We start from the raw sequence: 24576 nt of genomic DNA on the forward strand, positions 1-24576 counted from the left end.
TAGTCAATATTTTTTAAAAGGCTGCGCTTTTTAATTGTAAGCCCGTTTTTTCATCAATTCCAAATGCAAGGTTCATGTTTTGAACCGCTTGACCAGAAGCACCTTTTATCAGGTTGTCAATGGCCGAATAAATGACCAATTGGCCCGCTTCTTTTTTGAGATGGACCAAACATTTATTGGTATTGACTACTTGCTTCAATTCAATGTCATTTTTGCTGACATGGGTATAAGCCGCATCTTTATAAAATGCCGAATAGGCTTCGTAGGCTTCTTCCAGGCTTCCTTCAAATGGGAAATAAGCAGTAACCCAGATTCCACGGGAAAAATTACCCCTATAAGGGACAAATAATACCTGCTGCTCAAAAGAGGGGGTAAGTTGTTTGAATGTTTGATTGATTTCATTCAAATGCTGATGCGTAAACAACTTGTAAACAGATACATTTTGATTCCGATGACTAAAATGAGTGGTTTCGGAAAGCTTTTTACCTGCTCCGGTACTCCCTGTAAGCCCTGTGACATGCAAGGAATTTTTCACCCATCCTTTTTTAATGGCAGGAACGATGGCCAATTGGATAGCAGTAGCAAAGCAGCCAGGATTGGCTATTTTTTTTGCGCCTTTTATTATCTCCCGATTCACTTCTGGCAAGCCATAGACAAAGCCATTGGTTTCATTTCTGAAATCTGTGCTTAGGTCTATTATCGTAGTATTGGCATCAAATGCATGTTTCTCTAAAAATGGTTTTGCCTGTCCATGGGGCAGGCATAAAAATACCAGGTCAAGATTGCTTGTGTCGATTTGAGCTGTAAATGCAAGAGATGCATCTCCGATTAAATCGGGATGCACCTCTTCTAAATTTTTACCTTTTTGACTATTGCTATGAATCCATTTTAAGTCCACATTAGGATGGTGTACCAACAAACGAAGCAATTCTCCTCCAGTATATCCTGCAGCACCAACTACGGCTGTTTTAATGATTTTCATTGTCTAAGCTTTTATTTACTTTATGGAAAATGGCTGTTTGATTTCCTAGAATTTTTGTAAATCCTTTGACATCTTCAGCCGTATAGCCTTTATTCATTTCGCCATAACTGCCAAATTTTGAGGACATCAGGTCGTGTTCTGAATTCACGCCAATCATACTGAATCTATAAGGAGCGAGTTGTACTTTTACGACTCCACTAACATAGGTTTGTGTATCTGCCATAAATGCCTCCATATTACGCATCACCGGATCCAGGTAATGCCCTTCATGCAAATGATTGCCATAAAATTCCGACATCTGATTTTTCCAGTAGCTTTGCCATTTGGTCAGCGTATGTTTTTCTAGTAGTTGATGGGCTTTTATGATGACCAAAGGACCTGCGGCTTCAAAACCTACTCGGCCTTTTATCCCAATGATGGTATCTCCCACATGAATGTCTCTACCAATGCCATAAGGACTAGCCAATTCTTGAACTTTTAATATAGCGGTTACAGGGTGATCATATTTGTCTCTATTTACACCTACCAACTCACCTTTTTCAAAAGTAAGTTCAACAGTAGCTGGATCTGTAACCGTCACTTGGGTAGGATAAGCACTTTCTGGAAGCGCCTGGTCGGAAGTTAAAGTCTCCTTACCACCAACCGAAGTGCCCCAAATACCCTTATTGATAGAATAAGCAGCTTTCTCGAAGTTCATACTTACACCATGCTTCTTTAGGTAAGTGATTTCTTCCTCCCTGCTTAATTTCAGGTCTCTGATAGGAGTGATGATTTCTATATCTGGTAATATGGTTTGAAAAATCATGTCAAACCTTACCTGATCATTTCCAGCACCGGTGCTACCATGTGCGATGGAAGTAGCTCCTATGCTTTTAGAATATTCAGCTAAAGCTTTTGCTTGTAAAATCCTTTCAGCACTAACAGAAAGTGGATAAGTCTGATTTTTCAATACGTTGCCATAAATCAAAAACTTAATCACTTCGTCGTAATAAGTAGAAACGACATCAAGAACTTTAAAGGAGGCTACGCCTAATGTTTTTGCCCTTTCGCCAATGCGCTCCAATTCCTCCTGCTCAAATCCTCCTGTATTGACCAATACTGCGTGCACTTCATAACCTTTTTCTTTGCTAAGGTGAATGGCGCAGAAGGTGGTGTCTAGACCTCCGCTATATGCTAAAACAACTTTTTTCATACAATTAATACCTTTTATTTAAGTGCTACTCTAAAGCAACATATATGTTATTAGGATTGGTTTACTTTATCTTTAACTTTTACTAGTGCTTCTTTTCCTTTTGCGAGATTAAGAAACATGGCCCGTTTAATATTGACCAATCGCTCAAAAAGACTAAGATTCTTTTTGAACTCAGAGGCTAATTTCTTTTGCTCTGCCTTTTTCACGTTTTTTGGTTCGTAAAGCATGGCTGTACACAAGCAATTTGACCTGTTTTTGCTCATGAGTATGGGGTAATTGACACAGCTTTGGCATCCTTTCCAGAAGTCTTCATCAGTAGTAAGGTCAGAATAACTAACTGGATAATAGCCAAGCTCTGAGTTGATTTTCATTACTGCAGCTCCAGTAGTCAAACCAAAGATTTTAGAATCCGGATATTTTTTTCGGCTAAGCCTGAAAACTTCCTTCTTAATTTCCCTGGCTAGCCCGAATTTTCTGAAATTAGGGGATACGATCAATCCTGAATTGGCCACAAATTTTCCATGGCCCCAAGCTTCAATATAACAGAAACCGGCCCAATCTCCCGTCTTAGTAAGCGCAATTACGGCTTTGCCTTCCCGCATTTTTGTTTTTATGTATTCTGGGGATCGCTTTGCTATACCTGTTCCTCTTGCCTGAGCAGACTGTTCCATTTCATTTGTAATGGTCTCTGCATATTGACAATGCTCTTCTCCTGCAGGTTTAATAATAAATTTTTGATTAAACATTGTAGCATTTTTTTGGCTTACCGTCATCTCCCATCAAATCGCTATTGACGGACAGCCTTAAGAAAATTGGTTGAAATGAATGATTGAAATGCTTTTGGAAATAGAAATATCCACATAGGATATATTAAAAGAGTGTAGGGACTATGCCCTAAATAAGGTCCTGTAGGTTTTGATAGGGCCAAATATCGGATACCCAAAAAGGTTATTTTGGGCCAGATAATATTTATATGATATGTTTACTTCTTTTTTCATGCTAAACCTTGCAAATATTTATTTATTTCCTCAAAAATACAAATTTAATAGGGATATAATGCGATGCAAATGTCATTCAAAGCCAATTATCAAAAATAATGCCTATTGTAGCGTTTACTTTCCCTTATTATTTCCTTTTCTTAAAACCCATACTATTTGTTTTTGAATTGACTTTTTCTAATAAAACTTCATTATATGAAGATATTAATTAAATATAATAGGAGATTTTTTTTATTTTTAATTATAAATTGACTTTAGCCTATTTTTTGTTGTCTATAGTGCTGTAACCAAAAATATTTAGAAAATGGCAAAATGTTTTGCACTAATGGGTTGGAGTTTACCTGTTATAGAAAGTATGCAAAAACTCAATAAACCTTTCGTTGTTGTTTCTTTCCCTGATTTTGAAAGTTACGCGAAAGAAAATAACATTCCTTTTGTGTCCTACCAGTTTGATGAGTGGAGTGATGCTTCGAATTCTTTGGATTTGAAAGACAAATTAGATGCTTATGGTGTGGATGTAGCTGTGCCTTTGTTTGAAGAAACAGTAGAATGGGCAGGGGCTTTGAACTCCTTGTATAGAGATGATCCTAAAGTATTGAATCGAGCTTTCCTATTTAGAAACAAAGCCATGATGAAAAGGAAAGCGCTTATAGGAGGATTGAGAGTTGGGCTTTTTGAAGAAGTTCATAGCAAAGAGGGAGTGCTAAATTTCATGAACCGACTGAACCAAGCCAACCTGCAAGTAGATGGAGAAGAAGATAGTTGGGTACATATCAAACCATTTGCTTCAGCAGGAACAGTAGGGCATCGGCTTTTACGATCAAAACAAGACGTGGAAGAAAAATGCGAAGTAGAAGATTTTCCCTGTCTTGCAGAAAGTCACCTGTCTGGAAAAGAGTTTTCATGTGAGGCATTTATCCACGGCGGTAAAATCCGTTTTATGAACATCACAGAATACGTAAAGTTGGGTTATTCTAATTTTATTCCCGAAGGAAATTACCTTCATACCAAAAGGGATAGGATTTTGAAAGAGATGCAGAAACTAGTTGATCTCTTTGGTATACAATATGGTATGATTCACCCTGAATGGTTTCTCACAGAAGACGATGAGCTGAGTTTCGGTGAAGTGGCATGTAGAATTCCTGGAGGACATATATTGGAACTTTGCGGTCAAGCCTACGGTTTTGATGCCCTTGCTGCTTTTGTTTGTTGTCATGACCCAGAGCTCTCAGAAGAGGAACTCAATGAGTTGCTACCCCCATTGGATGCAAGACCGAGTACTTTTTATGGGAACGTAATGATTTACCCTCATAAAAATTTAATATCAAAATTAATCATTCCGGAAGAACTCAAAGAAGAGTCTTATTTTCTGGACCATAATTTGATACCTCCATTAACCAATCAAAAGGTCAACTCAAGAGAGGGTTTCGGTAATCATTTTGGTACCGTTAATTTCAAAGGAGATGATCCTGATCGAATGACAGAATTGTTGCTACATTATGAGAATGTAGATTTTTATCATTAATGAATCTTAATAATTAATATGCAAGAAGGAGTGATCTCAATAAGTAATTTAGAATCTTTTGAAGAGTTATTTGAGAGCTATAAATCAGCCACTGTGCTGACAAGAGGGGAAAAAGCACAAAAAATATTAGGACAATTGGATGCATGGTGCGACACCATAGAAGGTATTCAACAAATTTACGAGCGCATTCCCGCCTTAGATCAGGCGGGAATATTTAAAGGTACTCCCTGGGAAAATCCCTCAAGATTGGTTCCGTTATTGGTAAATGGAACCTACAAGAGCGGCCACCCCAATTCAACTTATGAATTGTTAAGTGAGCTAAGGATGTTGGCATTGGCACGAGGTAAGATAGAGGCTTCGGAGAGTATGAAGGAAGAAGCCGAAAGTTACCTGCAAGAAGCCCTTGTTCTAAACCTGGAGTTTGTTTTTAATGAGCCGCAGGAAGAAACCAGACTTTTGATGAGTGAACATGAGTTAAAAAAGGTGCATTCCTTGTTTGGCTTTGTTTCAGATCAGATTCAGTTGTCTAAGGTTAAAGCTGCGCTGGTTGAAGAGCTTGAACTTATTTGTGAGCAAAGACCAGTCGTGACTGAAAAACAGCGGCGGATTATCGCTTTGGTAAAAGAAAAAATTGAGCTTGACCCCAATGATCCAGCAGACAGTGCTTTACTAGCCTTTCAGCGTTCTATTTATAGGCCTACTTCAGGCACTATAGATAAAACCTTTGATGAATATGAAGCTTATTTAAGTGGTCTCAAGGAAAGTCAACTTAAGACTGAAGCAGAACAAATTAGTGAAAGCATGTTGTCCTATGGGTTGGTCAGTACCTACCATGCCACCCTTTTGCTGTTTTTGGTGAAGGAGAAAAAATATGAACTGGTTGCCAAATGTTTAGGGCTTGATGAGTCTGGTGTGGTTAGGTTTAACGAGCACCAGGAATTCGTTTGCTCAATAATAGCTGATGTAATTCATCCCTATAATGCGCAGTGTATTTATGGATTGTCTAAGACCTTAGAAAACGGGGTGCTATCCAGAACGGCAGTAAGAGCCGGTTTGCACAACCTGCTTACCATTTCACTTCATCCTGAAGTGGAGGAAAGAATCATTAAATCAGTAGGGAGTTCAGCCGGTGTTGTCAGCCCTAAACAGTACCTAATAGGTGCATTGCTAAGGATCCTGGGACAACCTTTAGGGGTAGGGCAGGGGAACAATCCTACTTGCCAGAGTGCAAGAGGGATAAGTATGTGGAGTCAACATGCTCCGGCCAAGTTGATCCACATGGTTCATTCTGCGGCCGTTCATGACGATTTAAGTTTCCGCTTTGAAGGTAGTGAAATCAAATATTCGGAATCTGCTTTGGGTTTGGTCCAGAAACTGGATCACCAGCTAGATGCAGTGTCTGTGACATTGGTGCCAATGCTTGATAAAATCTACAACGAAATGATGCGTAGAGCGTCAGGTAGAGGAGAAGATCCGCATAAATGGGTGAATCCAGGTTTATATGGTCAATGGATCCAGATTGGCTTTGCCTCTGCATATGATTATCTATCAAATGCCATTGTGGATTTTGATGGCTTCCTTAGAGTGTTTTATGGCATGTGTCATCCTGAATACAATGGAGGACATCGATTGGTATATCCCAACCCTGTTGGAATTTTTATTACCTCTGCGAAAGGGGAGATGTTAGGTTTTCACGCCATATCTTTACTTCGCGTGGAAAAGGATCCAAAAGGTGAAGTAAGGGCCTATTTTCTGAATCCTAATAATGAAGGAAGACAGAATTGGGGGCAGGGAATTACCCCTTCCGTTTACGGCAATGGGGAAATCCATGGTGAATCATCCCTTCCCATTCACCAATTTGCGGCCAGAATCTATGCTTTTCATTACAATAATTTGGACGCAGCATCTAAAATGGATAAAATTCCCCAAAGTGAAGTGGATACAGTAATGGAACTGGCCAAGGATAGTTGGGGAAAATCTTATATCTGGTTAGAATTTAAAAAACAATGGTAAAGCATTCTTCTAGAATTGAATTAAATCAAGTGGCCTATAAGGGCAATATCAATTTTATTAGGAAAAAGATTGGTGAAAAACCCATTCTCTCATCCGTGGTCAAGGCGAATGCCTATGGCCACGGCATTGAGGTGTTTGTTCCCATGGCAGAAAAATGTGGTGTCAATCATTTTTGTGTGGCTTCTTCATTTGAAGCAGAACAGGTATTGAGCGTTTGTAAACCAGACAGCCATATTCTGATCATGGGAATAATCTACGAAGAAGACCTGGGCTGGGCCATTTCCAATGGCATTGCATTTTTCGTTTATAATTTTAATCGCCTTTCTAAGGTTTTGGAAGCTGCAAAGCAGGTGGATAAAAAAGCCAAGGTTCACCTGGAAGTAGAGACTGGAGCCAACAGAACTGGCATGCACGCCAAAGAATTTCCCAAGGCCCTCACATATCTAAAGCAACATCAGGACTATCTTATATTTGAAGGTCTGTGTACCCATTTTGGCGGTGCAGAGAGCATCTCAAACCAATTTAAAATCGACCAACAACACAAAAAGTACAAAGCCTTTTTAAAAATTTGTAAAGAGAGAAAGTTCTTACCTGAAATCAGACATATTGCTTGTTCTGCAGCTGCTTTGGCCATGGAGGATACCGTTTATGACATGGTCAGGATAGGCGTGGCCCAATACGGTTTTTGGCCTAGTCCAGATATTTATTATGCTCATTTGCACCAAACCAACAAAAAGTCAGATGCTACCATGAAACGGATTTTCACCTGGAAAACAGACATAATGGATATCCGGACAGTAGATCAGGGAGAGTTTATAGGTTATGGAACGGCATTTCAGGCAACCCAGGAGATGCAGATTGCTGTTATTCCTTTAGGTTATTCTAATGGTTACCCGAGAGCACTGTCAAATAGAGGTCAAGTATTGATTCATGGAAAAAAAGCGCCCATTGTAGGGTTAATAAATATGAATTTGTTTATGGTGGACATCACACATATTCGAGAAGCGAAGGTTGGCGATGAGGTGGTATTGATCGGTAGACAAAAAAATAACGTAATCAATGTGTCCAGTTTTACCAATGCGACACAGTTGCTGAACAATGAAATGCTTAGCCGTTTGCCAGCAGCGATTCCCAGATCAGTATTAAAATAATTCAGATACAGTTTCTACTTGATAAATATATCAGTAATTATTTGTTTGGGTAGCCCAGGACCGTCAATATAAACTTCAAGCTCTTGACCTGCGGAATCTTCAAAATACCAAACTTCAATTGGATGATTTCCTTTCGATAGGTTTATTTTGTTTTTCTTTAACTGGCTGGAATGAGAGCCGTCATTGTCTACAATAACTTCCCCATTCACCAATATTTTGCTTCCATCATCTGACTGAGAGAAAAAAGTATAGTCACCACTTTCTGGTATTTGTAGCGTACACTTAAATTTTATTGCAAAATGGTCTGGACGATGCGGTATTTCTTTAAGGCTAAATTCATTACTAGTTCCTGATTTTACAATGCTAAGACCATTAAAATCAGGTAATTGTGAAAATTCACCTTCATAGTAATCCCATGAAATTTTTCCTTTCCCTCCATTTCCAATACGGTATTGGTTGATCTCTGGGCGACTGTAGGTTCCATTTTTATAAGAAACGCTTGTGAGCAAAGTGCTTTTTTCAAGTAGAATAGGTCCTTTATAAACTTTTCCTTCGTCTTTTGAAGGAACCGACCCATCTAAAGAATAAAATATTTCGGCATCCACATCGTCCACTTTAATTTCAACCGTTAAAGGTGAAGATATGAAAAAGCCCTGTGTAGGAGAAATTAAAGGCATAGTTACATAAGGTGCAGATGCACTATTGGGGTCAAAAGCTTCCAATATGGGTCGTCCAATACCTGCAGCAGGAGGTGTTATTCCCAAGGCATAAGCAAGGGTGACTGGAACATCGTAGATATAGCAAGGTTTATTGATGATTAATCCCTTTTTAACGCCGGCCCCATACATTATTATTGGGATCTCAATCTCATTCAATGAAGTGCCGCCGTGGCCTTTATTAATCCCACCGTGATCCCCAGTAATCATTATCAAGGTTTCGTCCATTAAACCAGCAACTTCCAGTCGTTGGACAAAATCCCCAATTAAACTGTCGAAATGAGCAATTGCACCAAAGTATTCCTCAGAATCATGTCCTTCGGAGTGTCCTTGATGATCAATTTCATCAATATTGAGGAATAGAAAGTCTGGCTGATCTTCAAAAAATGCATCTACTGCTTTTTCAAAGATAACATCGGCATTTTTTCCTCGGTAGATTTTGTCTACCTCGTCTAAATCGAATAATCTAGCCAACCCTTCCCATTCATAGAAAAAATGGATTTTTGAAGAAGGTATTTGATTTTTTATCCAATTAATAATGCTTGGATAAACACCTTTTTCTGTAGCAATTACAGGAGGCCATTTTACTTTGTCCCTTTCCCAATCGTTGTCATAGACTCCATGCTGCAGAGGCCCAACCCCTGTTAACATTGCGGTCCAATTTGGGGAGCTATTCGTAGGTAACAAACAACGAGCAAATGGAGCAATTGCCCCATTTGCGATCATTTTATTCATATAGGGAGTAGATGCTTTTTGGAATCCTCTGGCTCCAAAAGCATCAAGACCAATCAGAATGGTATGCTTTACTTTCCGATCAGATGTAGATGATTCATTGCAGGAAACGCTGATGAACAACACCAATGCAAGCATAAATACAGTACTACAGGAAATTCCCTTAAATTTCATTTTTTATTTAATTAGTGAAAATAACTTTTCAGGTTCGTCGGTAGTGATAAAATCCACATTTTGATCCAATAGCCATTGCATGTCCTCTTCTTTATTAACAGTCCAGACATTCACAGTCATGTTCAGGTCTTGTGCTTCCTTAATCCAATGTGGGTTTTCTTTTACTTTTTTGATGTTATAATCAAAACCAAAAAAGCCATTGTCTTTTAATTCTTGCGGTGTTTTATCTCCGGTAAGGTAAGCTACATTGGCATTTGGATCCAATTCAATTACTTTCAAGCCAATGTCATAATCGAAAGTGATGTAGTCAACCCACTTTTCTGCTCCTAATTCCTTTACGATGGCTACAGACTTTTCTGCAAGTTCAATTCCTTTTGCTTTAGATACTCCTGAAGGCTTGATTTCGAAAATAAGCTTTGTTTTGCTTTGCTTCATGCCATGTTTGAGGTATTCCTCTACAGTAGGGATTTTTTCACCATTGGGCAATGGCTTTTCTAACAGTTGGGCATAAGTAGATTCTTCAACCACCATTTCTTCATGGTCAGCGTCATGGTTGGCTACAAGGACTCCATCTGCAGTCATCCAGACATCAAATTCTGATCCTTCACAGCCAAGGTCAATTGCGGCCTGTAAGGAAGCTAATGAATTCTGAGGGTGCGGACTTGCTTTCCAGGCCCCTCTATGGGCGATTACTTTGTTTTTGTGAAATTCCATATTTTGGGCAGTGCAGGATAAAAGACATGCACACAATCCTAATGTAAAAATAAATTGATAAGACATTTAACTTGATGGTTGGTTTTCTTGCAATATTCTAAAAGAAATCACAATCCACAACTCATAGTTGAAAAATTATTGTTAAAATAATATAGCAAGCAGGCTAGATAACTTTATAAAGCCTAAAAAATGAAATAAAATTATTCCCAAATCCCCTGAGGTACAATTTCAAGTACATGACCAAATGGATCCTCAAAATAAAAACTGCTTAAGCCATTTCCCCAGTCTTGCGTGTGGGTGACTTCAATTTCTTTCTTACTTAATTTCTTCCTAATCTCCAGGTAATCTTCCGCTTTTACCTCAAAGGCCAGGTGCTGTTTTCCATAGGCATAATGGGGAGGTAAATTGGTTTCGTTTTTTGTCACTTCTGGAAGAAAACAAAGCAAAACACTTTCTCCACATCTGAAAAAAACATGTCTTCCTTCCACCTTGGAAATTAGGGGCATTTCTAATACCTGATGATAGAATTCTTCAGCTAAATCCAGGTCATCGATGTACAAACAAGTTTCCTTTATCTTAGTGTATGGAATCATGAATGCTGATTTTTTTCTTAACCGTTATTTTCCAAATAAAAGGATTTTAAAAAATATTGCAATTGCTCGTATTCTATTAGGAAGGCATCATGTCCATAAATTGAATTTATTTCCCTGTATGTGCCCTTGGGAACATGCTTGCTAATGTACCTGGACTCTTCACTTGTAAACAAAATGTCGGTATCCACTCCAATTGAGAGAACCTTACATTTTATTTTTGATAGTGCTACAGTTGTTCCTCCTCTTGACCTGCCTATATCGTGACTATCCATAGCTTTAGACAAGGTCCAGTAAGAAAGTGCATTGAACCTATTGGCCAATTTTAGTCCTTGATACCTTAGGTAGCTGCTAATCTTAAAGCCATCTCTTTTTTCCTCCGTTTCACCTTGGCTCTGTAGAAATGTCAAGGGATGTCTATAACTAAGCATGCCAATGGCTCTAGCCGTTTCCAAACCCTTTTTACCTGCTTCAGGATTTAATTTGCCCCAGGTACTGTCGGATTCAATCGCCATTCTCTGGGTTTCATTAAAACCAATGATCCAGGGGGAGGCTTTTGCATTGGAGGCAACAATAATGGCATTTTCCAGGTTTTTTCCCAGCGTAACTGCCCACTCCAATGCTACCTGCCCACCTAAAGAACCTCCAATAACCGTATTGATTTTATCTAATCCCAGGTGAATTCTCAATTTATCCAACGCTGCCGCAATGTCCCTTGTAGTTAAATTAGGGAAGTCATAATAATATGGCTTTCCCTGCTTTGGGTCATTGCTCAACGGTTGGGTTGAGCCATAGCAGGAACCAAGGAAATTGGCACAAACAATGAAATATTTGGAGGGGTCAAAAAATTTGTCCTCCCCAATTAATCCAGACCACCATTCCTGTGGATTGGCATCTCCTGTTAAAGCATGCAATACCCAAATCACATTGTCTTTATTGGTATTTAACTGGCCTTGGGTAGTGAAATTCAATTGGAATTCCGGAAAAGATTCTCCGGATTCCAAAAGTAATGCTTCCTGGCAATAGAAGATTTCTTGAGTCATTTCAATAGTCAAATGCGGCGATTGAAGGTTCATTTTAATTGGTTTTATACTTTGTCAAAAGCAGCAATAAGGTCGGCTTTCACATCCTCAATGTGTTCTATACCCAAAGAAATCCTTAACATGGTTGGTGTTACACCTGCTGCTAACTGGGCTTCGTCAGAAAGCTGCTGATGGGTGGTGGCTGAAGGTTGAATGATCAAAGTTTTTGCATCTCCAACATTGGCCAAATGAGAAATTAATTCCAGATTGTTAATAAAGTTTGAAGCAGTCTCTTTTTCTCCTTCAATTTCAAAACTTAACACCCCGCCAAATCCATTGGGAAGATATTTTTTTGCGGTTACATAATAAGGGCTATTTGTCAATCCAGGATAGTTAACAGACTTTACTTTAGGTTGTTGTTCCAACCATTTCGCCAGTTCCAAAGCATTGTCAACAGTACGTTGTACACGTAAGGACAACGTTTCTAAACCTTGCAATAGTAAGAATGAATTAAAAGGGCTGATTGCCGGTCCAAAATCTCTTAGTCCTTCTACTCTTGCTCTGATAGCGAAAGCAATGTTAGGCAGCCCTAGAGGGTTGTTATAACCAAAGGTGTCCCAGAAATTCATACCATGATAGCCTTCTGATGGCTCAGAAAATTCAGGGAATTTACCATTGCCCCAGTTGTAATTACCGCCATCTACAATAATGCCACCTATAGAAGTCCCATGGCCACCGATCCATTTGGTTGCAGAAGAGGTGACAATGTTAGCGCCATGTTTGATAGGTTGGCAAAGATATCCTCCTGCGCCAAAAGTATTGTCAACCACTAAAGGGATATCATGCTTTTTGGCTAGCGCAGCTATGGCTTCAAAATCTGGAACATTAAATTCCGGATTGCCAATGGTCTCAACGTATATGGCTTTGGTTTTTTCATCAATTTTTTCTGCCAAATCCGCAGCTTTGTCAGATTTTGCAAATCTTGCTTCTATTCCTATTCTCTTGAAAGAAACCTTAAACTGATTGTAAGTGCCTCCATAAAGGAAAGGAGAAGTAACGAAATTATCACCAACGCTAAGGAAGTTATTCAGCGCTAAGAATTGAGCTGCTTGGCCTGAGGCTGTTGCCACTGCTGCTACGCCACCTTCTAATGCTGCTACCCTTTTCTCAAAGACATCTGAGGTAGGGTTCATTATCCTTGTATAGATATTCCCAAATTCCTTTAGGGCAAATAAATTGGCGCCATGTTCAGCTGAATTAAATACATAAGAACTGGTTTGATAAATAGGTACTGCTCTGGAATTGGTTGTAGGATCTACTTCTTGTCCGGCATGAACCTGCAATGTTTCGAAACGATAATTTTTTGACATGTTCTTTGTTTTTTTAGGTTTGTTATCAATTCTAATAAACTTGATTAAGTATACAATGTGCAAAACTACCTGGCACTAAATGCATCTAAGGCAGAATTTTTCCATTCTTTTAGAAAAGAAAATAAATGATTGAAGAAATTTCTGGAAACTTTATCCTTTTTTATGCTGTAAAATAAAACCATATAGTTTTGAATTTATATTCCCAGATGTAAACTTTTTCATCTGGCAGGAATTGGCACCTTGGATTTTCCAGGTTGCCAGAGGGTCACCGAGCCTGTCTCTTGCCTCTTCTATATAAATCCTGACACTTTTAAAAAAGTAAAAGGATTATGCAAAATAAACCTACATTGTTAAATTTTCCAATAGATGGCAGTAATTTTTTATGATATAAAGTCAATCTTTCAGGTAATCAGTAGGTTACAAACTGTCAAGGAAACAAATAAAATTAAGAGGGAATAGAAAAACATTGTTAGTCTTGACCTATTCTTTAGATCAAAAATCTCTTTAACTTTCTAAAATTTAAAGAGTTAATATCAGATTCCGACACCTAATCTGTTATTATTTATTTTTGAAATTTTAGCCACAAATTCTAGCATTGTTCCACCATTTGACTTAACATTTAGAAATAAGAACAAGGCTTTTTCTGTTTTTGTTTTCAGGCCCTTTGATTTCGCTGTCTTAAAATTAAACCACAAAAAGGATAATCTTACCGTAAAAGTTTTTGAGATTTGTTTCAAACTGAATCTTTGGTACCTTTCTATTTAAGAAAACACGAGTAACAGCAATAAAAAATCTACTAAATCATATTTATACTTCAAATTTTATGCAAAGAAATTTCAAAACTTATTTTTATGCTTTTTTACTGGGTGTTGTTCTCAGTGGTTATGGTTCTGTATCCGCATTTTCAGAGACTATATATCTTAAAGATAGTCTAGAAACGCCTGACAATTGGTTTTTACTTGATCCCATAGATGATGGGATAATGGGGACTGGTGCAGAAAAAGCCTACCAGAAATTACTTCAAGGGAAATCTCCAAAAGCCATGATTGTGGTCGCTGTGATTGATTCTGGGATAGATATTACCCACGAGGATCTTCAGGGGAAAATATGGACCAATGAGGACGAAATAGCTGGAAATGGAATAGATGATGACAAAAATGGGTATATAGACGATGTCCATGGCTGGAATTTTATTGGAGGCAAGGATGGTTCTCAGGTGGATAATGATTCACACGAATTGACCAGAGAATATATCCGATTAAAAGCCAAATATGGGGACATTGACCAAGAAGATGTAAAACGTAAAAACAAAGAGGAGTTCGCCTATTGGGAAAAAATCAATGAAAACTTTGAGAAGACCAAGAAAGAGGCGGAATCCAATTACAACATGTACAATAACATGATGGAAGGGTTTTCGAATATGGCGGATTTAGTGAAGGAGGAATTTGACGTATCGGATTTCAGCGAAGAGGAATTGGCTGGGTTTACCTCTGATGATGAGAAAATTACTGCAGCAGTGGATATGTTGAAGCAAATGTTTGGGATGATTAGGCTCGAAGATGCAAGTATCAACACCATCCTTGCAGAACTTGGGAAAGCGGTTGAACATTTTGAAGTGCAAGCCAAATTTGCCTATAATGTTGATTTTGATCCCAGGTATATTGTGGGAGATGACCCAGAAAATTACAAAGATAAAGATTATGGTAACAATGATCCAACAGGCCCTGATCCATCTCACGGTACGCATGTAGCAGGAATTATTGCAGCTAACCGTGGAAACCAATTGGGAATAGAAGGAATAGCTGACCATGTACTGATCATGCCCATAAGAGCTGTGCCTAATGGCGATGAGAGAGACAAAGACATAGCAAACTCCATCAGGTATGCTGTAGATAATGGCGCTAAAGTTATCAATATGAGTTTTGGAAAATCTTACTCTCCAGGGAAAAAATATGTTGACAAAGCCGTCAAATATGCGGAGAGAAAAGGAGTACTCTTAATCCATGCCGCAGGCAATAGCTCGAAGAAGGTTACGCCCGAAAATAATTTTCCTAACAGATGGTTTGCCAAGAGAGGTACCTCAGATGCCTGGATAGAAGTTGGTGCTTCTGGCCCAAGAGAGGATGAAAACCTTGCCGCCACTTTTTCTAATTTTAGTAAAGAAGGTGTGGACCTATTTGCACCTGGGGTAGACATTTACTCTACTGTCCCGGGTTCAAAATATGAAAACAACAGTGGCACTAGTATGGCTGCTCCAACTGTCTCAGGGGTTGCAGCTTTATTGCTTGCCTATTATCCCAAACTTAAACCTGAGGAAGTAAGAACAATTCTGAAAAACTCTGTATATAAAGTCGGAGGAGATCAAGTTAATCTTCCTGGACAAGAGGAAATGGTAAGCTTTGGAGATTTGAGCCAAACGGGAGGCATAGTGAATGCTTATCAAGCCATTCAAATGGCTGAAAGATTGGCCAAATAATTGGATAAACTGAATACGCATGAGATGGATTTACCCATTTATTTTGATCACAATGCAACAACACCATGCCATCCAGAGGTAGTAGAGGCAATTTTGCCCTACTTTACGGCTGCTTATGGCAATGCTTCTAGCGTACACCACCCTTATGGATGGATAGCTGAGAATGCGGTTGAAACCGCAAGGGAAGAGGTAGCGGAATTGATCGGTGCGGAACCTAAAGAAATATTATTTACCAGTGGTGCTACTGAAGCCATTAACCTGGCAATAAAGGGGCTTGCTTCGGCAGATAAAGGGAAAAGAAAACACCTGATTACCATAGCAACAGAACACAAGGCTGTTCTTGACACAATTGACCATTTGGTTAGCCAAGGTTTTGAGTGCACTTGTCTTCCCGTAAATGCAAAAGGAGAAACCTCCCTGGACCAATTAAAATCCAGCTTTAAGGCAAATACGTTAATGGTGGTTGCGATGATGGCCAATAATGAGACAGGCAATTTGCACCCTATCAAAGAAATGGCTGCATTGGCCGGGGCTCACGGGGCTTTCTTTATTACAGATGCGGTACAAGCTGTTGGGAAGATACCATTAAATGTTAAACATTTAGGCGTGGACATGTTGACATTATCAGCCCATAAAATGTATGGTCCTAAGGGGGTAGGTGCATTATATGTGAGAAAAGGGATTCCCAAAATTGCTTTGGCAGCTCAAATAACCGGTGGAGGACAGGAAATGGGTATAAGAAGCGGAACCTTAAATGTACCTGGAATAGTGGGTTTAGGTAAAGCTTCTTCAATAAGCCTAAGCCATCAATTGGGAGATTCGCAAAGACTTTTTAACTTGAGGAATAAATTAGAAACAGGATTACTTAAAATAGCGGGAAGCCAGATGAACGGGTCTTCCGTACGATTGCCACATGTTTGCAATGTCTCGTTTAAGGGCATATTAGGAAAACCTTTGTTAATAAGAATCAATAAAGAATTAGCGGTAAGTTCTGGAGCTGCCTGCAGCAGTATCTCAGACAAGCCTTCCCACGTATTAACCGCCATGGGCCTTGATAAGGCCACGGCAATGGCTACTTTGCGCCTTTCTCTTGGAAAGTCTACTACCGAAAACGATGTGGACTTTGCGATAAGTTATATAAGTAAAGTGGTAAATGATTTACGAACAGCTTCATAATTTAATGCATTGCAATGACAAAAAAAGAATTTACCCATCTGGACAGTAAAACAGGCAATCCTGCAATGGTTGATGTAGGAGAGAAACAAATTACCCAACGCTTTGCCAAGGCATCCTGCAGGGTGATCTTAGGTAAGGAAATAATGCAATCACTCAATGCAGTTTCAGAACTGATGACCAAGAAGGGGCCTGTTTTTCAAACGGCAATTATCGCAGGAACCATGGGCGCCAAAAGGACCTCCGACCTTATACCCCTTTGCCATCCTATAGGGATGGATGATTGTAAGATAACCATTGAAGTAGCAGGAGAAGAGGAAATTCTTATCAGCTGTACTACCCGTGTTACAGGTAGAACCGGAGTAGAAATGGAAGCCATGACTGGAGTTTCCGTTGCTGCATTGACCATTTATGACATGTGCAAAGGATTTTCACATGATATCGTGATTACGGAAATGAAATTAGAAGAAAAAACAGGAGGTAAACGTGATTTCAAAAGATAAGCACCAAAAACATGTTCAATTGGCCAAACCTTCATTGGGTGATTATGGCAGGATAGAATTGGGGTTTCTGGGGACTTCCTGTAGTACAATACAAAAGTTAGCCCACCAGATTATTCAGCATCTATCTACCACCTATAAGATGGCTTATGTAGATGCCGACCATAAAGAAGGGGATGAACTCTTAGCAGGTGGCGGTAGTAATGATAGCTTGATGCAATTCGCTGATGTAGCTGAATTGAGAGACAAGATTGTTTTTAAGCGATTGGATAGAAGGCAAGAGCAGGTATCTGTTTTTGAGCAAAGGGAATGGTTAAACAATCAGGAGCTTGTGCTGATCAATGCCAATCATTTCAAGGCCAAAGACCAGGTATTGGTCATTGATCCCAAAAAGCCAATGGATAAAAAATTGGCAAAGCTTACCCGTGTGAGATTACTGCTTTTACAAGAAGGCCAAACAACTATTCCAGATTGTATTAAAAGCCATATCCCCAACTGGGAGGAATTGCCTGTATTAAAAATTGGCGAAACAGATAAAATACGCTCTTTTGTAATTGATTTTATGGAAGAAAGTCGTCCACTGCTTAATGGTTTGGTCTTAATAGGCGGCAAAAGCAGTAGGATGAACCGTGATAAATCAAACCTGACTTACCATGATAAAAGTCAAAAAGACCATGTAAGCGAGCTGTTGACATCACATTGCAAAGCCGTCTATCTTTCATGTAACTCAGACCAGGATTCAAGTTTCGATGCTAGCCAATTGACAATAACGGATAAGTTAATAGGAATGGGACCTATGGGAGGGCTTATTTCTGCCTTTATGGAAAATCCAGATGTGGCCTGGCTGAGTGTCGCATGTGACTTGCCTTTTTTAAGTCACAAAACATTGGATTTTCTGATTAGCAACCGTAATCCTTCAAAATTGGCGACTTGCTTTATGGATTCAGAAGGTAAATTTCCAGAGCCTTTGGTTACCATATGGGAACCCAGAGCTTATCCTGTTTTATTCCGGTATTTAAGTCAGGGCTATAGTTGTCCGCGAAAAGTTTTAATTAATTCAGATGTAGCGCTATTACAAGCTCCTGATAAGGAGGAGTTTAAAAATGTAAACGACCCTGCTTCCTACGAAGCAGCGCTTAAGGTTTTAAAAAACCAATAGATTTAGAACCGAAGCCTTAGGGTATTTTCGTTTCAAGCCAATTTTTTCAGGTATATTTGTGCCATGATAGATTTCAATAAGGAAGGAAAAATAGTCATTACCTGTTATGACAGAAATGCGCCCTTTTTAGAAGCTGAGCTTGTTGCATTGGATTTCAAAATCGATGGTGTTTTCCGAACGCATGTAGCCTTAAAAGGCACATTAAATGACTGTATTTTTTTGAACATGCACCTGAGAACTGCCAGTCATGTGCTTTATGAGATCGATTCCTTCCCATTGGATCATATTCAAGGTCTTTATGATATCATCAAAGCAATGCCTTGGGAAGACTATATATTAAAAGATGGTTATTTTTCTGTCATCAGTAATGTAAAGCATGAGACGGTAGACAATCCCTTATTTGTTAACGTAAAAATTAAAGATGCCATCGTAGATAGGTTCAGAGATAAGTTTGGTATAAGGCCAGATTCAGGCTCTGAGCTTAATGAAGCAGTTTTCCAGTTCTTCTGGAAAGGAGAACAAGCAAGCATCTATATCAATACTTCAGGGGATACCCTGATCAAACATGGCTATAGGAAGATCCCTGGAAGTGCTCCAATGATGGAATCCTTGGCTTCAGCCTCTTTAATTGCCTCCGGTTGGGATGGAAACAGTCCATTTATAAACCCAATGTGTGGAGCAGGAACAGTGGCCATTGAAGCAGTCTTAAAGGCTACAGACAGGTATCCTGGGTTATATAGAGACGATTATGCCATCATGTATATCAATGGATACGACGCAGGGGTATATTATGACTTAAAGAAGAAGTTGGAGCAAAAGATTAAACCTCAACCTGATTTCCCAATTATAGCTTCAGATATAAGTGAGCGGGCCGTCAATGCCAGTAGAGCAAATGCCAGAGAGGCAGGGGTGGAGGATTTTATTCAATTTGAAGTTTGTGATTTTAGAGAGGCTACTATACCGGAAACAGAAAAGGGTGCTATCTTTTTCAATCCTGAATATGGAGAAAGGTTAGGCGTGGAGGATGAACTTGAGATAATCTATAGAGAGATTGGTGACTTTATGAAAAAGAGCTGCGCCGGTTATACTGGATTGGTTTTTACTGGTAACCTTGACCTAGGTAAGAAAATTGGCCTAAAGCCCAAAAGAAGGATTCCATTTTACAATGGAACGATCGATTGCAGACTTTTGGTATTTGAATTGTACAAAGGCACCAGGACAATCATTTACGATACGCCAAAAGAAATATAATTAAATATGCAGGAGGGGAATTGAACCTCAATTTCAAAATCCCTTCTAACGCTTTACTAATAGTTGTTACGGCAAAGCGTAAAAAAATTAAAAAAAATAACCCCGGGTTTTCGCTCGGGGTTATTTTTTAACAACACTATCAATTGGTTGGGTTGAGGTTACTTTTTTTCAAATGCCTTCAAATTCGGCTATAATTACCTGCTTTCCAATTTTTGGCTGATGGCCATTACCTTTTGATTAAGGTTCAAAATGACTTTCTCGTAAACAGCATCCCAATGGTTTAATTGGTCCTTCTTGGAATTAGCGATTTGATATTCAATCGCGGGTAAGATCCAGGAGGCATAACCACTGTAGGGGTCATTTGATGCATACAGGGAAAGGTACCATGGACCAAAAGGCATTCCTTCCTTGTGCAGAAAGCTCTTTTCGAGTTGGATCAAATCGGCATTGAGCTGCGTTATTTCTTTCGCATTTAATCGACCTTCGTTGATTGCCTTGGGAAGTGCTTTACTAAATGCGTTGGTGGATTTCTCCAATGTTTTGATTGCGGAGACAGATTTTTGGAACCCTGAAAATGCTGGATAATAGGCTTTTATGTTGTCAGTTGCAGTTGAAAAATGCAGGGTCAAATCTTCTGCATACCTAGGCAAGTCGTAAGGGATTAACGTCGCATTTGCTAATTTTAAGGACATAATCCCTGCCCATTGTGCGACAGCACCACCCATTTTTAAACTGGGGTCAATAAATTTCTCATAGAAGAAAAAATCATCATAATTGGTATGGTAAAGCGTTTTTCCTCCCGTGCCTCCGCTTATAGATGGTACGCCTGCATGCATGTAAAAAGCGATATGGTCAGAGCCACCACCAAGATTACCAATCGGTAGGCTTTCTCCATTTTTTGACCACATTTCAAAAACAGTCTTGGTAGAATCCGGGTAAATTACTTTTTTGGCAGCATCAGTCATGAGCTTCTTTAGGCTTGGCGCTGCAGCACCTCCAAAATTCCTACCCGATACACCTGCGTCAAAATTCAAGTAAGCTACTGCATTCGTTCCCAGTTCTTTTTTCATTTGCTCCACCCATTCTGTTGAGCCAATAACACCATACTCTTCTGCATCCCAATGCGCTATCATAATTGATCGCTTAGGCCTGTAACCATCTTTAACAAGTTCACCCAGTGCTTCTGATAAGGTCAATAACATGGCTGTTCCACTTCCTGGATCAGTGACCCCATATGCCCAGGCATCATAGTGACAACCCAAAATAATCCATTCATCTGGGTATACGCTACCTTTAACGGTTCCTATTACATTATTGACCCGAACAAACGCTTTCGGTTGATTGACGCTTAGTCTTACCGTTAAATCTGCTCCTCCTTCAAGTCTATAGGTAAAGGGTAGGCCTCCTTGCCATCCTCCCGGAACGGGTTTCCCTTTCATCAAAGCCATAATTTCACCAGCAGCACCGTAGCCAATAGGTGTAATTGGGATTGTATGCAAACTTGTTTCGCTTGGATCTAAACGATTGATTTTAGTTTTTCCATCAAGAGGTAAGGCCGGTTCAAAGGGAGTTAAAGGATCACCGGTAAATGATTCTGTTAATACAGAGCCTCTTTGAATGGAACTCTCGCTGTAATTATTGCCTTCAGGATAAACCAGTCCCTTGCTATACCCATAATCGCCTGGGTCTGTATAAATCAAAAGTCCTGCAGCCCCATATTGTTCCGCAAATTTTGCTTTGAAACCACGGAAGTTTCTTCCATACCTTGCGAGTACGATTTTTCCTTTGATCGAAATTCCAAGCTCAGCTAATTTTTCATAATCTTCCTTCGTGCCATAGTTGGCATATACTACCTCTGAAGTTACATCCCCAGACCCAGAATAGGCATTCCATCCTTTGCGAAGTTCCGGATGAGAAGAATAGGGGTTATCTGGTATTATGTCTTCCATTTGATTCAATGGCTTTCGCTTTGGAGTGACGATTTCTATTTTTGAATCTCCAGGGTTTTTTGGTATGTATACATCATAGGGATACAAAGTGGTCTCTAGTTCGGCTTTCCCCATCACTTCCATCAGGTAGTCCCTTACAGCTTCATTGGCTTTAGATCCAGCAGTATGTGGATTGGCAGTAATGGTTTTTAAGTGGTTTTTGTAACTTCCAAAATCCACCTTCTCTAAAAATAAATCTTCTAAGTCCGTTTGCTTTTTTGTATCACTTTCCGAAAAGCCATCCATTTGGGATTGGGCTAAAAGGTTGAAAGTTAAACCAACTGTTAAATAAAATAAAAGTAATCTTTTCATGGGTAATATTTATTATTGTAATACCTGGTCTACAGTTAGTATGTGCTCACTAGGTTGATTGCGTATGCGTTTGGTTCTTAAGTAACGGGCCAGTTCTGGGGCATCAAAGTGCTCGTCTTCCGGATCAAAACTACTTATTCGAACCCTTCCTCTTGAGTGTATGAATTTTCCATCTCCAATCCACATGCCTACGTGCACCACCCGCTCTTTGCTCGTTTCAGTGGCTGGAACCCCGAAGAACAATAAATCGCCTACTTGTAAATTGTCCCAGTTTTTGTCATTGTCAATAAGCTCTCCTTCATTTATTTGTTGAGAAGCATCTCTAGGGATTACCATACCATTAAGGAAATAGATGGTCTTGGTAAATCCACTACAGTCGATTCCTTTTGGAGAAGTGCCTCCCCATAAATAAGGGGCACCCATCATTTTTTTCGCAGTTTGGATTAAGTTGGTGTCACTGGTACTTCTGCTATTTTTCCATACTTCGTAGGTTATGGCATGGTCTCCATGGATTACACCTGCCCGCTGATCGGGAAGGATTACCTGGTAGTTTCCATTTTCATAGCCCACCAATTCCAAGACATTCCCTGCTGTAATATCGCTTACTATTTCTTCGAATTTATCATTTTCATAGACAGTGCTAATCATTTCAGTGACGACGATTTTTTCCTTCTGTAGCCACTCGTCCATGGTTTTTTGATCGATCAGGACAATGGCTGCAGCATCTACCCAGGATAAGTATTTGTCTGGGGTTTGTACCAGGTACCAACTTCCTTCTGATTTCAAGACATTCAAAGGCGTTCCCATCAATGCTTGTGTTGCTAGTTCGGCCGAGTGTTTTGGCGCACTCCTTATATTGGCAACTGAATTGGTCACTAAAGCCAGGTTTTTGGTACCCAATGCTGGATCTGGAAGGAGTTGTATGGAATCTGTAAATGAAATATTGTTTGAAATTAATCGCTGCAATAATTCATCATGTGCGGCAGGCAAATTTGTTTCACCGTTTAATTGACCATCTTTCCAATGCACGTCAAATAGAGCCACTCTTTTATCTGGCGCATGACTTTCTCTGACCTCAGAGATAATGGTTTCAAGGCCCTCGGAGTTGTTTTCTGTCTGACAGGCAAATAAAGCCCCCACAAGCAATAAATATAAATAGCAAGAGTGTTTCATTGATTGGTCTTTAGGTTTTCACTAAAAGAAAGGAAAGTTAAGGAGGCAATGGGGTAACCCTATAAACTACGGTTGCATTTCCCTGTCCAGGAATTCCTGGTAAAGCCTAATATGCCTATTGGTCATAGGAATTCTATAGCCATTGATAAAAACCTGTTGGATTTGTGTTTTAGGCTCAAATGGATCGCCATCAGCGATAAAGAGGGTAGCTTTTTTACCTTCTTCTAGAGAACCCATACTATCGCTTACTCCGAAAATCTCTGCGGGATTAATGGTAATGGCCTTTAAAGCCTCGGTAGTACCCATTCCGTATGCCGCTGCAAAACCAGCATTAAAAGGTAGGTTCCTAACGTTTTCTGCTTCCATTGTTCGCAAAGCTACTTTTACACCGGCTTTATGGAGCAAAGCAGGATTGTTATAAGGTGCATCGTAATTGTCAGAATCTCTGGTAGGCAAAGCCAGGACCGGACCAGTAATCACTGGTACACCAGCGGCTGCAATTTTCTCTGCGACTTTCCAACCTTCAGCCACTCCAGTAAATACTACTTTAACGTCCTTTTCTTTGATCCATTCCAAAGCTAAAACAATGTCTTTGGCAGCATTTACTTCTATTAATAATGGCAATTCTTTGTTTAAAACCCTGGAAAGTTGCTCCATTTCAGGGTAGTAATCCATTTCCCCTCCCTTGGTTTTAATCGCAAGATAGGTAGTTGCTTTTTCCCAAAGTGCATTGATTTCATCCAAGTTCTTTGTTGCTGCTTTTTCTAAATCCTCTAATGACCTGGTATCATTGCTTCCCGACCTTGAAGCAGAAGGGAAATTCATAATCAGTCCTTTAAAACCACCGAACATCTGCGCTGGCGTATAGCCATTCAAATTAATCAGTGCAGCTGTTCCCGGAAAATAACCACCTCGGGGTTGGGTCAGTACTGTAGTGACGCCACTAACCCTTGTTACAGGTATTGCTACACCGTTTGGGTTCACAACGGTTAAGGCCTGCATTTGGGGTGTGAATTTACCCAACTCCATATAATCCTGGGTCTCGGTCAATGAGTTTATCTCTACTATTCCCAAGCTTGTTCCGCTGTCAATGAATCCTGGATAGAGGGCCTTCCCTGAGCAGTCAATTATAGTATGGTTTTCATGCGGTATATCTTTCCCTATTGCCTTGATCAAACCCTCTTCAATCAGCAAATCATGGCCTTCCAGAATTCCATTGGTGATGGTATGGATTTTCGCATTGGTGAGCAGGAAGTTGGCTTTGTATGGCTTTATGACTTCTCCTTCAATCTGGGCCATAAGACCTTGACTGAGTAAGAAAAAACAAGACCATATCAATATTTTTAACTTTTTCATTTGAACCGT

The 24576-nt window shown here is 39.6% G+C and carries 19 protein-coding genes and 1 riboswitch; of the genes, 8 read left to right on the top strand and 11 right to left on the bottom strand.

Going from position 1 to position 24576, the window contains the following annotated elements; translation table 11 throughout:
* Nucleotides 1-13: 13 nt before the first annotated feature.
* The 3 genes from argC to AC0L7T_RS11950 are packed head-to-tail and all read right to left on the bottom strand — an operon-like array spanning nt 14 to nt 2920.
* A complete protein-coding gene (gene argC, locus AC0L7T_RS11940) occupies nt 14-982 on the bottom strand; it encodes an N-acetyl-gamma-glutamyl-phosphate reductase (protein WP_473342864.1) in 969 nt (322 codons plus the stop codon).
* Nucleotides 969-2174 (bottom strand): argininosuccinate synthase, encoded by a 1206-nt coding sequence (argG, locus tag AC0L7T_RS11945; RefSeq protein WP_473342865.1) that lies wholly within the window; start codon nt 2172-2174, stop codon nt 969-971. Before argG ends, argC begins: the two co-directional genes overlap by 14 nt.
* Nucleotides 2175-2224: 50 nt before the next feature.
* Nucleotides 2225-2920: a GNAT family N-acetyltransferase gene (locus AC0L7T_RS11950; RefSeq protein WP_473342866.1), complete on the bottom strand. Its 696-nt coding sequence runs from the start codon at nt 2918-2920 to the stop codon at nt 2225-2227.
* Between the two features lie 556 nt (nt 2921-3476).
* Here AC0L7T_RS11950 and AC0L7T_RS11955 point away from each other — a divergent pair.
* Genes AC0L7T_RS11955 through alr form a run of 3 tightly spaced genes read left to right on the top strand, consistent with a single transcriptional unit; the run spans nt 3477 to nt 7861 of the window.
* Complete coding sequence (locus tag AC0L7T_RS11955) at nt 3477-4697, top strand: ATP-grasp domain-containing protein (RefSeq protein WP_473342867.1); 1221 nt, start codon at nt 3477-3479, stop codon at nt 4695-4697.
* A gap of 18 nt (nt 4698-4715) precedes the next feature.
* Nucleotides 4716-6710: a hypothetical protein gene (locus AC0L7T_RS11960; RefSeq protein ID WP_473342868.1), complete on the top strand. Its 1995-nt coding sequence runs from the start codon at nt 4716-4718 to the stop codon at nt 6708-6710.
* Nucleotides 6704-7861, top strand: a complete 1158-nt coding sequence (gene alr / locus AC0L7T_RS11965; RefSeq protein ID WP_473342869.1) for an alanine racemase — start codon at nt 6704-6706, stop codon at nt 7859-7861. Before AC0L7T_RS11960 ends, alr begins: the two co-directional genes overlap by 7 nt.
* A 14-nt stretch (nt 7862-7875) precedes the next feature.
* On the opposite strand, the gene AC0L7T_RS11970 is transcribed toward alr, so the two are convergent.
* The 5 genes from AC0L7T_RS11970 to AC0L7T_RS11990 form a co-directional block, all read right to left on the bottom strand.
* On the bottom strand, nt 7876-9483 hold the full coding sequence (locus AC0L7T_RS11970; RefSeq protein WP_473342870.1) for an alkaline phosphatase family protein: 1608 nt from the start codon (nt 9481-9483) through the stop codon (nt 7876-7878).
* A gap of 3 nt (nt 9484-9486) precedes the next feature.
* A complete protein-coding gene (locus AC0L7T_RS11975) occupies nt 9487-10197 on the bottom strand; it encodes a glycerophosphodiester phosphodiesterase (protein ID WP_473342871.1) in 711 nt (236 codons plus the stop codon).
* 200 nt (nt 10198-10397) lie between these two features.
* Nucleotides 10398-10787: a VOC family protein gene (locus AC0L7T_RS11980; protein ID WP_473343367.1), complete on the bottom strand. Its 390-nt coding sequence runs from the start codon at nt 10785-10787 to the stop codon at nt 10398-10400.
* A gap of 20 nt (nt 10788-10807) precedes the next feature.
* A complete protein-coding gene (locus tag AC0L7T_RS11985) occupies nt 10808-11863 on the bottom strand; it encodes a homoserine O-acetyltransferase family protein (RefSeq protein ID WP_473342872.1) in 1056 nt (351 codons plus the stop codon).
* 11 nt (nt 11864-11874) lie between these two features.
* Nucleotides 11875-13179 (bottom strand): O-acetylhomoserine aminocarboxypropyltransferase/cysteine synthase family protein, encoded by a 1305-nt coding sequence (locus AC0L7T_RS11990; RefSeq protein WP_473342873.1) that lies wholly within the window; start codon nt 13177-13179, stop codon nt 11875-11877.
* 191 nt (nt 13180-13370) lie between these two features.
* Nucleotides 13371-13480, bottom strand: a riboswitch (SAM riboswitch).
* A 522-nt stretch (nt 13481-14002) separates the two neighbouring features.
* Here AC0L7T_RS11990 and AC0L7T_RS11995 point away from each other — a divergent pair.
* The 5 genes from AC0L7T_RS11995 (at nt 14003) to AC0L7T_RS12015 (ending at nt 19738) form a co-directional block, all read left to right on the top strand.
* The gene (locus AC0L7T_RS11995) at nt 14003-15655 is read left to right on the top strand and encodes a S8 family peptidase (RefSeq protein WP_473342874.1); all 1653 of its coding nucleotides are present in this window, start codon (nt 14003-14005) and stop codon (nt 15653-15655) included.
* Nucleotides 15656-16831, top strand: coding sequence for a cysteine desulfurase family protein (locus AC0L7T_RS12000; RefSeq protein WP_473342875.1), 1176 nt, complete (start codon nt 15656-15658; stop codon nt 16829-16831).
* Nucleotides 16832-16845: 14 nt separating this feature from the next.
* Entirely contained in the window at nt 16846-17331 is a 486-nt protein-coding gene (gene moaC, locus AC0L7T_RS12005; protein ID WP_473342876.1) for a cyclic pyranopterin monophosphate synthase MoaC, read from the top strand.
* The gene (locus AC0L7T_RS12010; protein ID WP_473342877.1) at nt 17315-18487 is read left to right on the top strand and encodes an NTP transferase domain-containing protein; all 1173 of its coding nucleotides are present in this window, start codon (nt 17315-17317) and stop codon (nt 18485-18487) included. The genes moaC and AC0L7T_RS12010 overlap by 17 nt, the downstream gene beginning before the upstream one ends.
* A gap of 63 nt (nt 18488-18550) precedes the next feature.
* The gene (locus AC0L7T_RS12015; protein WP_473342878.1) at nt 18551-19738 is read left to right on the top strand and encodes a THUMP domain-containing class I SAM-dependent RNA methyltransferase; all 1188 of its coding nucleotides are present in this window, start codon (nt 18551-18553) and stop codon (nt 19736-19738) included.
* Between the two features lie 194 nt (nt 19739-19932).
* Here the strand turns inward: AC0L7T_RS12015 and AC0L7T_RS12020 are convergent, their stop codons facing one another.
* The 3 genes from AC0L7T_RS12020 to AC0L7T_RS12030 form a co-directional block, all read right to left on the bottom strand.
* Nucleotides 19933-22038, bottom strand: coding sequence for a M28 family peptidase (locus tag AC0L7T_RS12020; protein ID WP_473342879.1), 2106 nt, complete (start codon nt 22036-22038; stop codon nt 19933-19935).
* Nucleotides 22039-22050: 12 nt separating this feature from the next.
* Complete coding sequence (locus AC0L7T_RS12025) at nt 22051-23211, bottom strand: C40 family peptidase (RefSeq protein WP_473342880.1); 1161 nt, start codon at nt 23209-23211, stop codon at nt 22051-22053.
* A gap of 66 nt (nt 23212-23277) precedes the next feature.
* Complete coding sequence (locus AC0L7T_RS12030; protein WP_473342881.1) at nt 23278-24567, bottom strand: amidohydrolase family protein; 1290 nt, start codon at nt 24565-24567, stop codon at nt 23278-23280.
* Between the last annotated feature and the right edge of the window lie 9 nt (nt 24568-24576).

It is taken from the genome of Cyclobacterium sp. 10D3-21, assembly GCF_055809755.1.

What these genes read in the sequence shown, in the direction of transcription:
- moaC (WP_473342876.1), top strand. Translation starts at nt 16,846, where the DNA reads ATGACAAAAAAAGAATTTACCCATCTGGACAGTAAAACAGGCAATCCT.
- AC0L7T_RS12025 (WP_473342880.1), bottom strand. Translation starts at nt 23,211, where the DNA reads ATGAAACACTCTTGCTATTTATATTTATTGCTTGTGGGGGCTTTATTT.
- AC0L7T_RS11990 (WP_473342873.1), bottom strand. Translation starts at nt 13,179, where the DNA reads ATGTCAAAAAATTATCGTTTCGAAACATTGCAGGTTCATGCCGGACAA.
- AC0L7T_RS12030 (WP_473342881.1), bottom strand. Translation starts at nt 24,567, where the DNA reads ATGAAAAAGTTAAAAATATTGATATGGTCTTGTTTTTTCTTACTCAGT.
- AC0L7T_RS11995 (WP_473342874.1), top strand. Translation starts at nt 14,003, where the DNA reads ATGCAAAGAAATTTCAAAACTTATTTTTATGCTTTTTTACTGGGTGTT.
- AC0L7T_RS12020 (WP_473342879.1), bottom strand. Translation starts at nt 22,038, where the DNA reads ATGAAAAGATTACTTTTATTTTATTTAACAGTTGGTTTAACTTTCAAC.
- argG (WP_473342865.1), bottom strand. Translation starts at nt 2,174, where the DNA reads ATGAAAAAAGTTGTTTTAGCATATAGCGGAGGTCTAGACACCACCTTC.
- AC0L7T_RS11975 (WP_473342871.1), bottom strand. Translation starts at nt 10,197, where the DNA reads ATGGAATTTCACAAAAACAAAGTAATCGCCCATAGAGGGGCCTGGAAA.
- AC0L7T_RS11985 (WP_473342872.1), bottom strand. Translation starts at nt 11,863, where the DNA reads ATGAACCTTCAATCGCCGCATTTGACTATTGAAATGACTCAAGAAATC.
- AC0L7T_RS11950 (WP_473342866.1), bottom strand. Translation starts at nt 2,920, where the DNA reads ATGTTTAATCAAAAATTTATTATTAAACCTGCAGGAGAAGAGCATTGT.
- AC0L7T_RS11970 (WP_473342870.1), bottom strand. Translation starts at nt 9,483, where the DNA reads ATGAAATTTAAGGGAATTTCCTGTAGTACTGTATTTATGCTTGCATTG.
- AC0L7T_RS11960 (WP_473342868.1), top strand. Translation starts at nt 4,716, where the DNA reads ATGCAAGAAGGAGTGATCTCAATAAGTAATTTAGAATCTTTTGAAGAG.
- AC0L7T_RS12015 (WP_473342878.1), top strand. Translation starts at nt 18,551, where the DNA reads ATGATAGATTTCAATAAGGAAGGAAAAATAGTCATTACCTGTTATGAC.
- alr (WP_473342869.1), top strand. Translation starts at nt 6,704, where the DNA reads ATGGTAAAGCATTCTTCTAGAATTGAATTAAATCAAGTGGCCTATAAG.
- argC (WP_473342864.1), bottom strand. Translation starts at nt 982, where the DNA reads ATGAAAATCATTAAAACAGCCGTAGTTGGTGCTGCAGGATATACTGGA.
- AC0L7T_RS11955 (WP_473342867.1), top strand. Translation starts at nt 3,477, where the DNA reads ATGGCAAAATGTTTTGCACTAATGGGTTGGAGTTTACCTGTTATAGAA.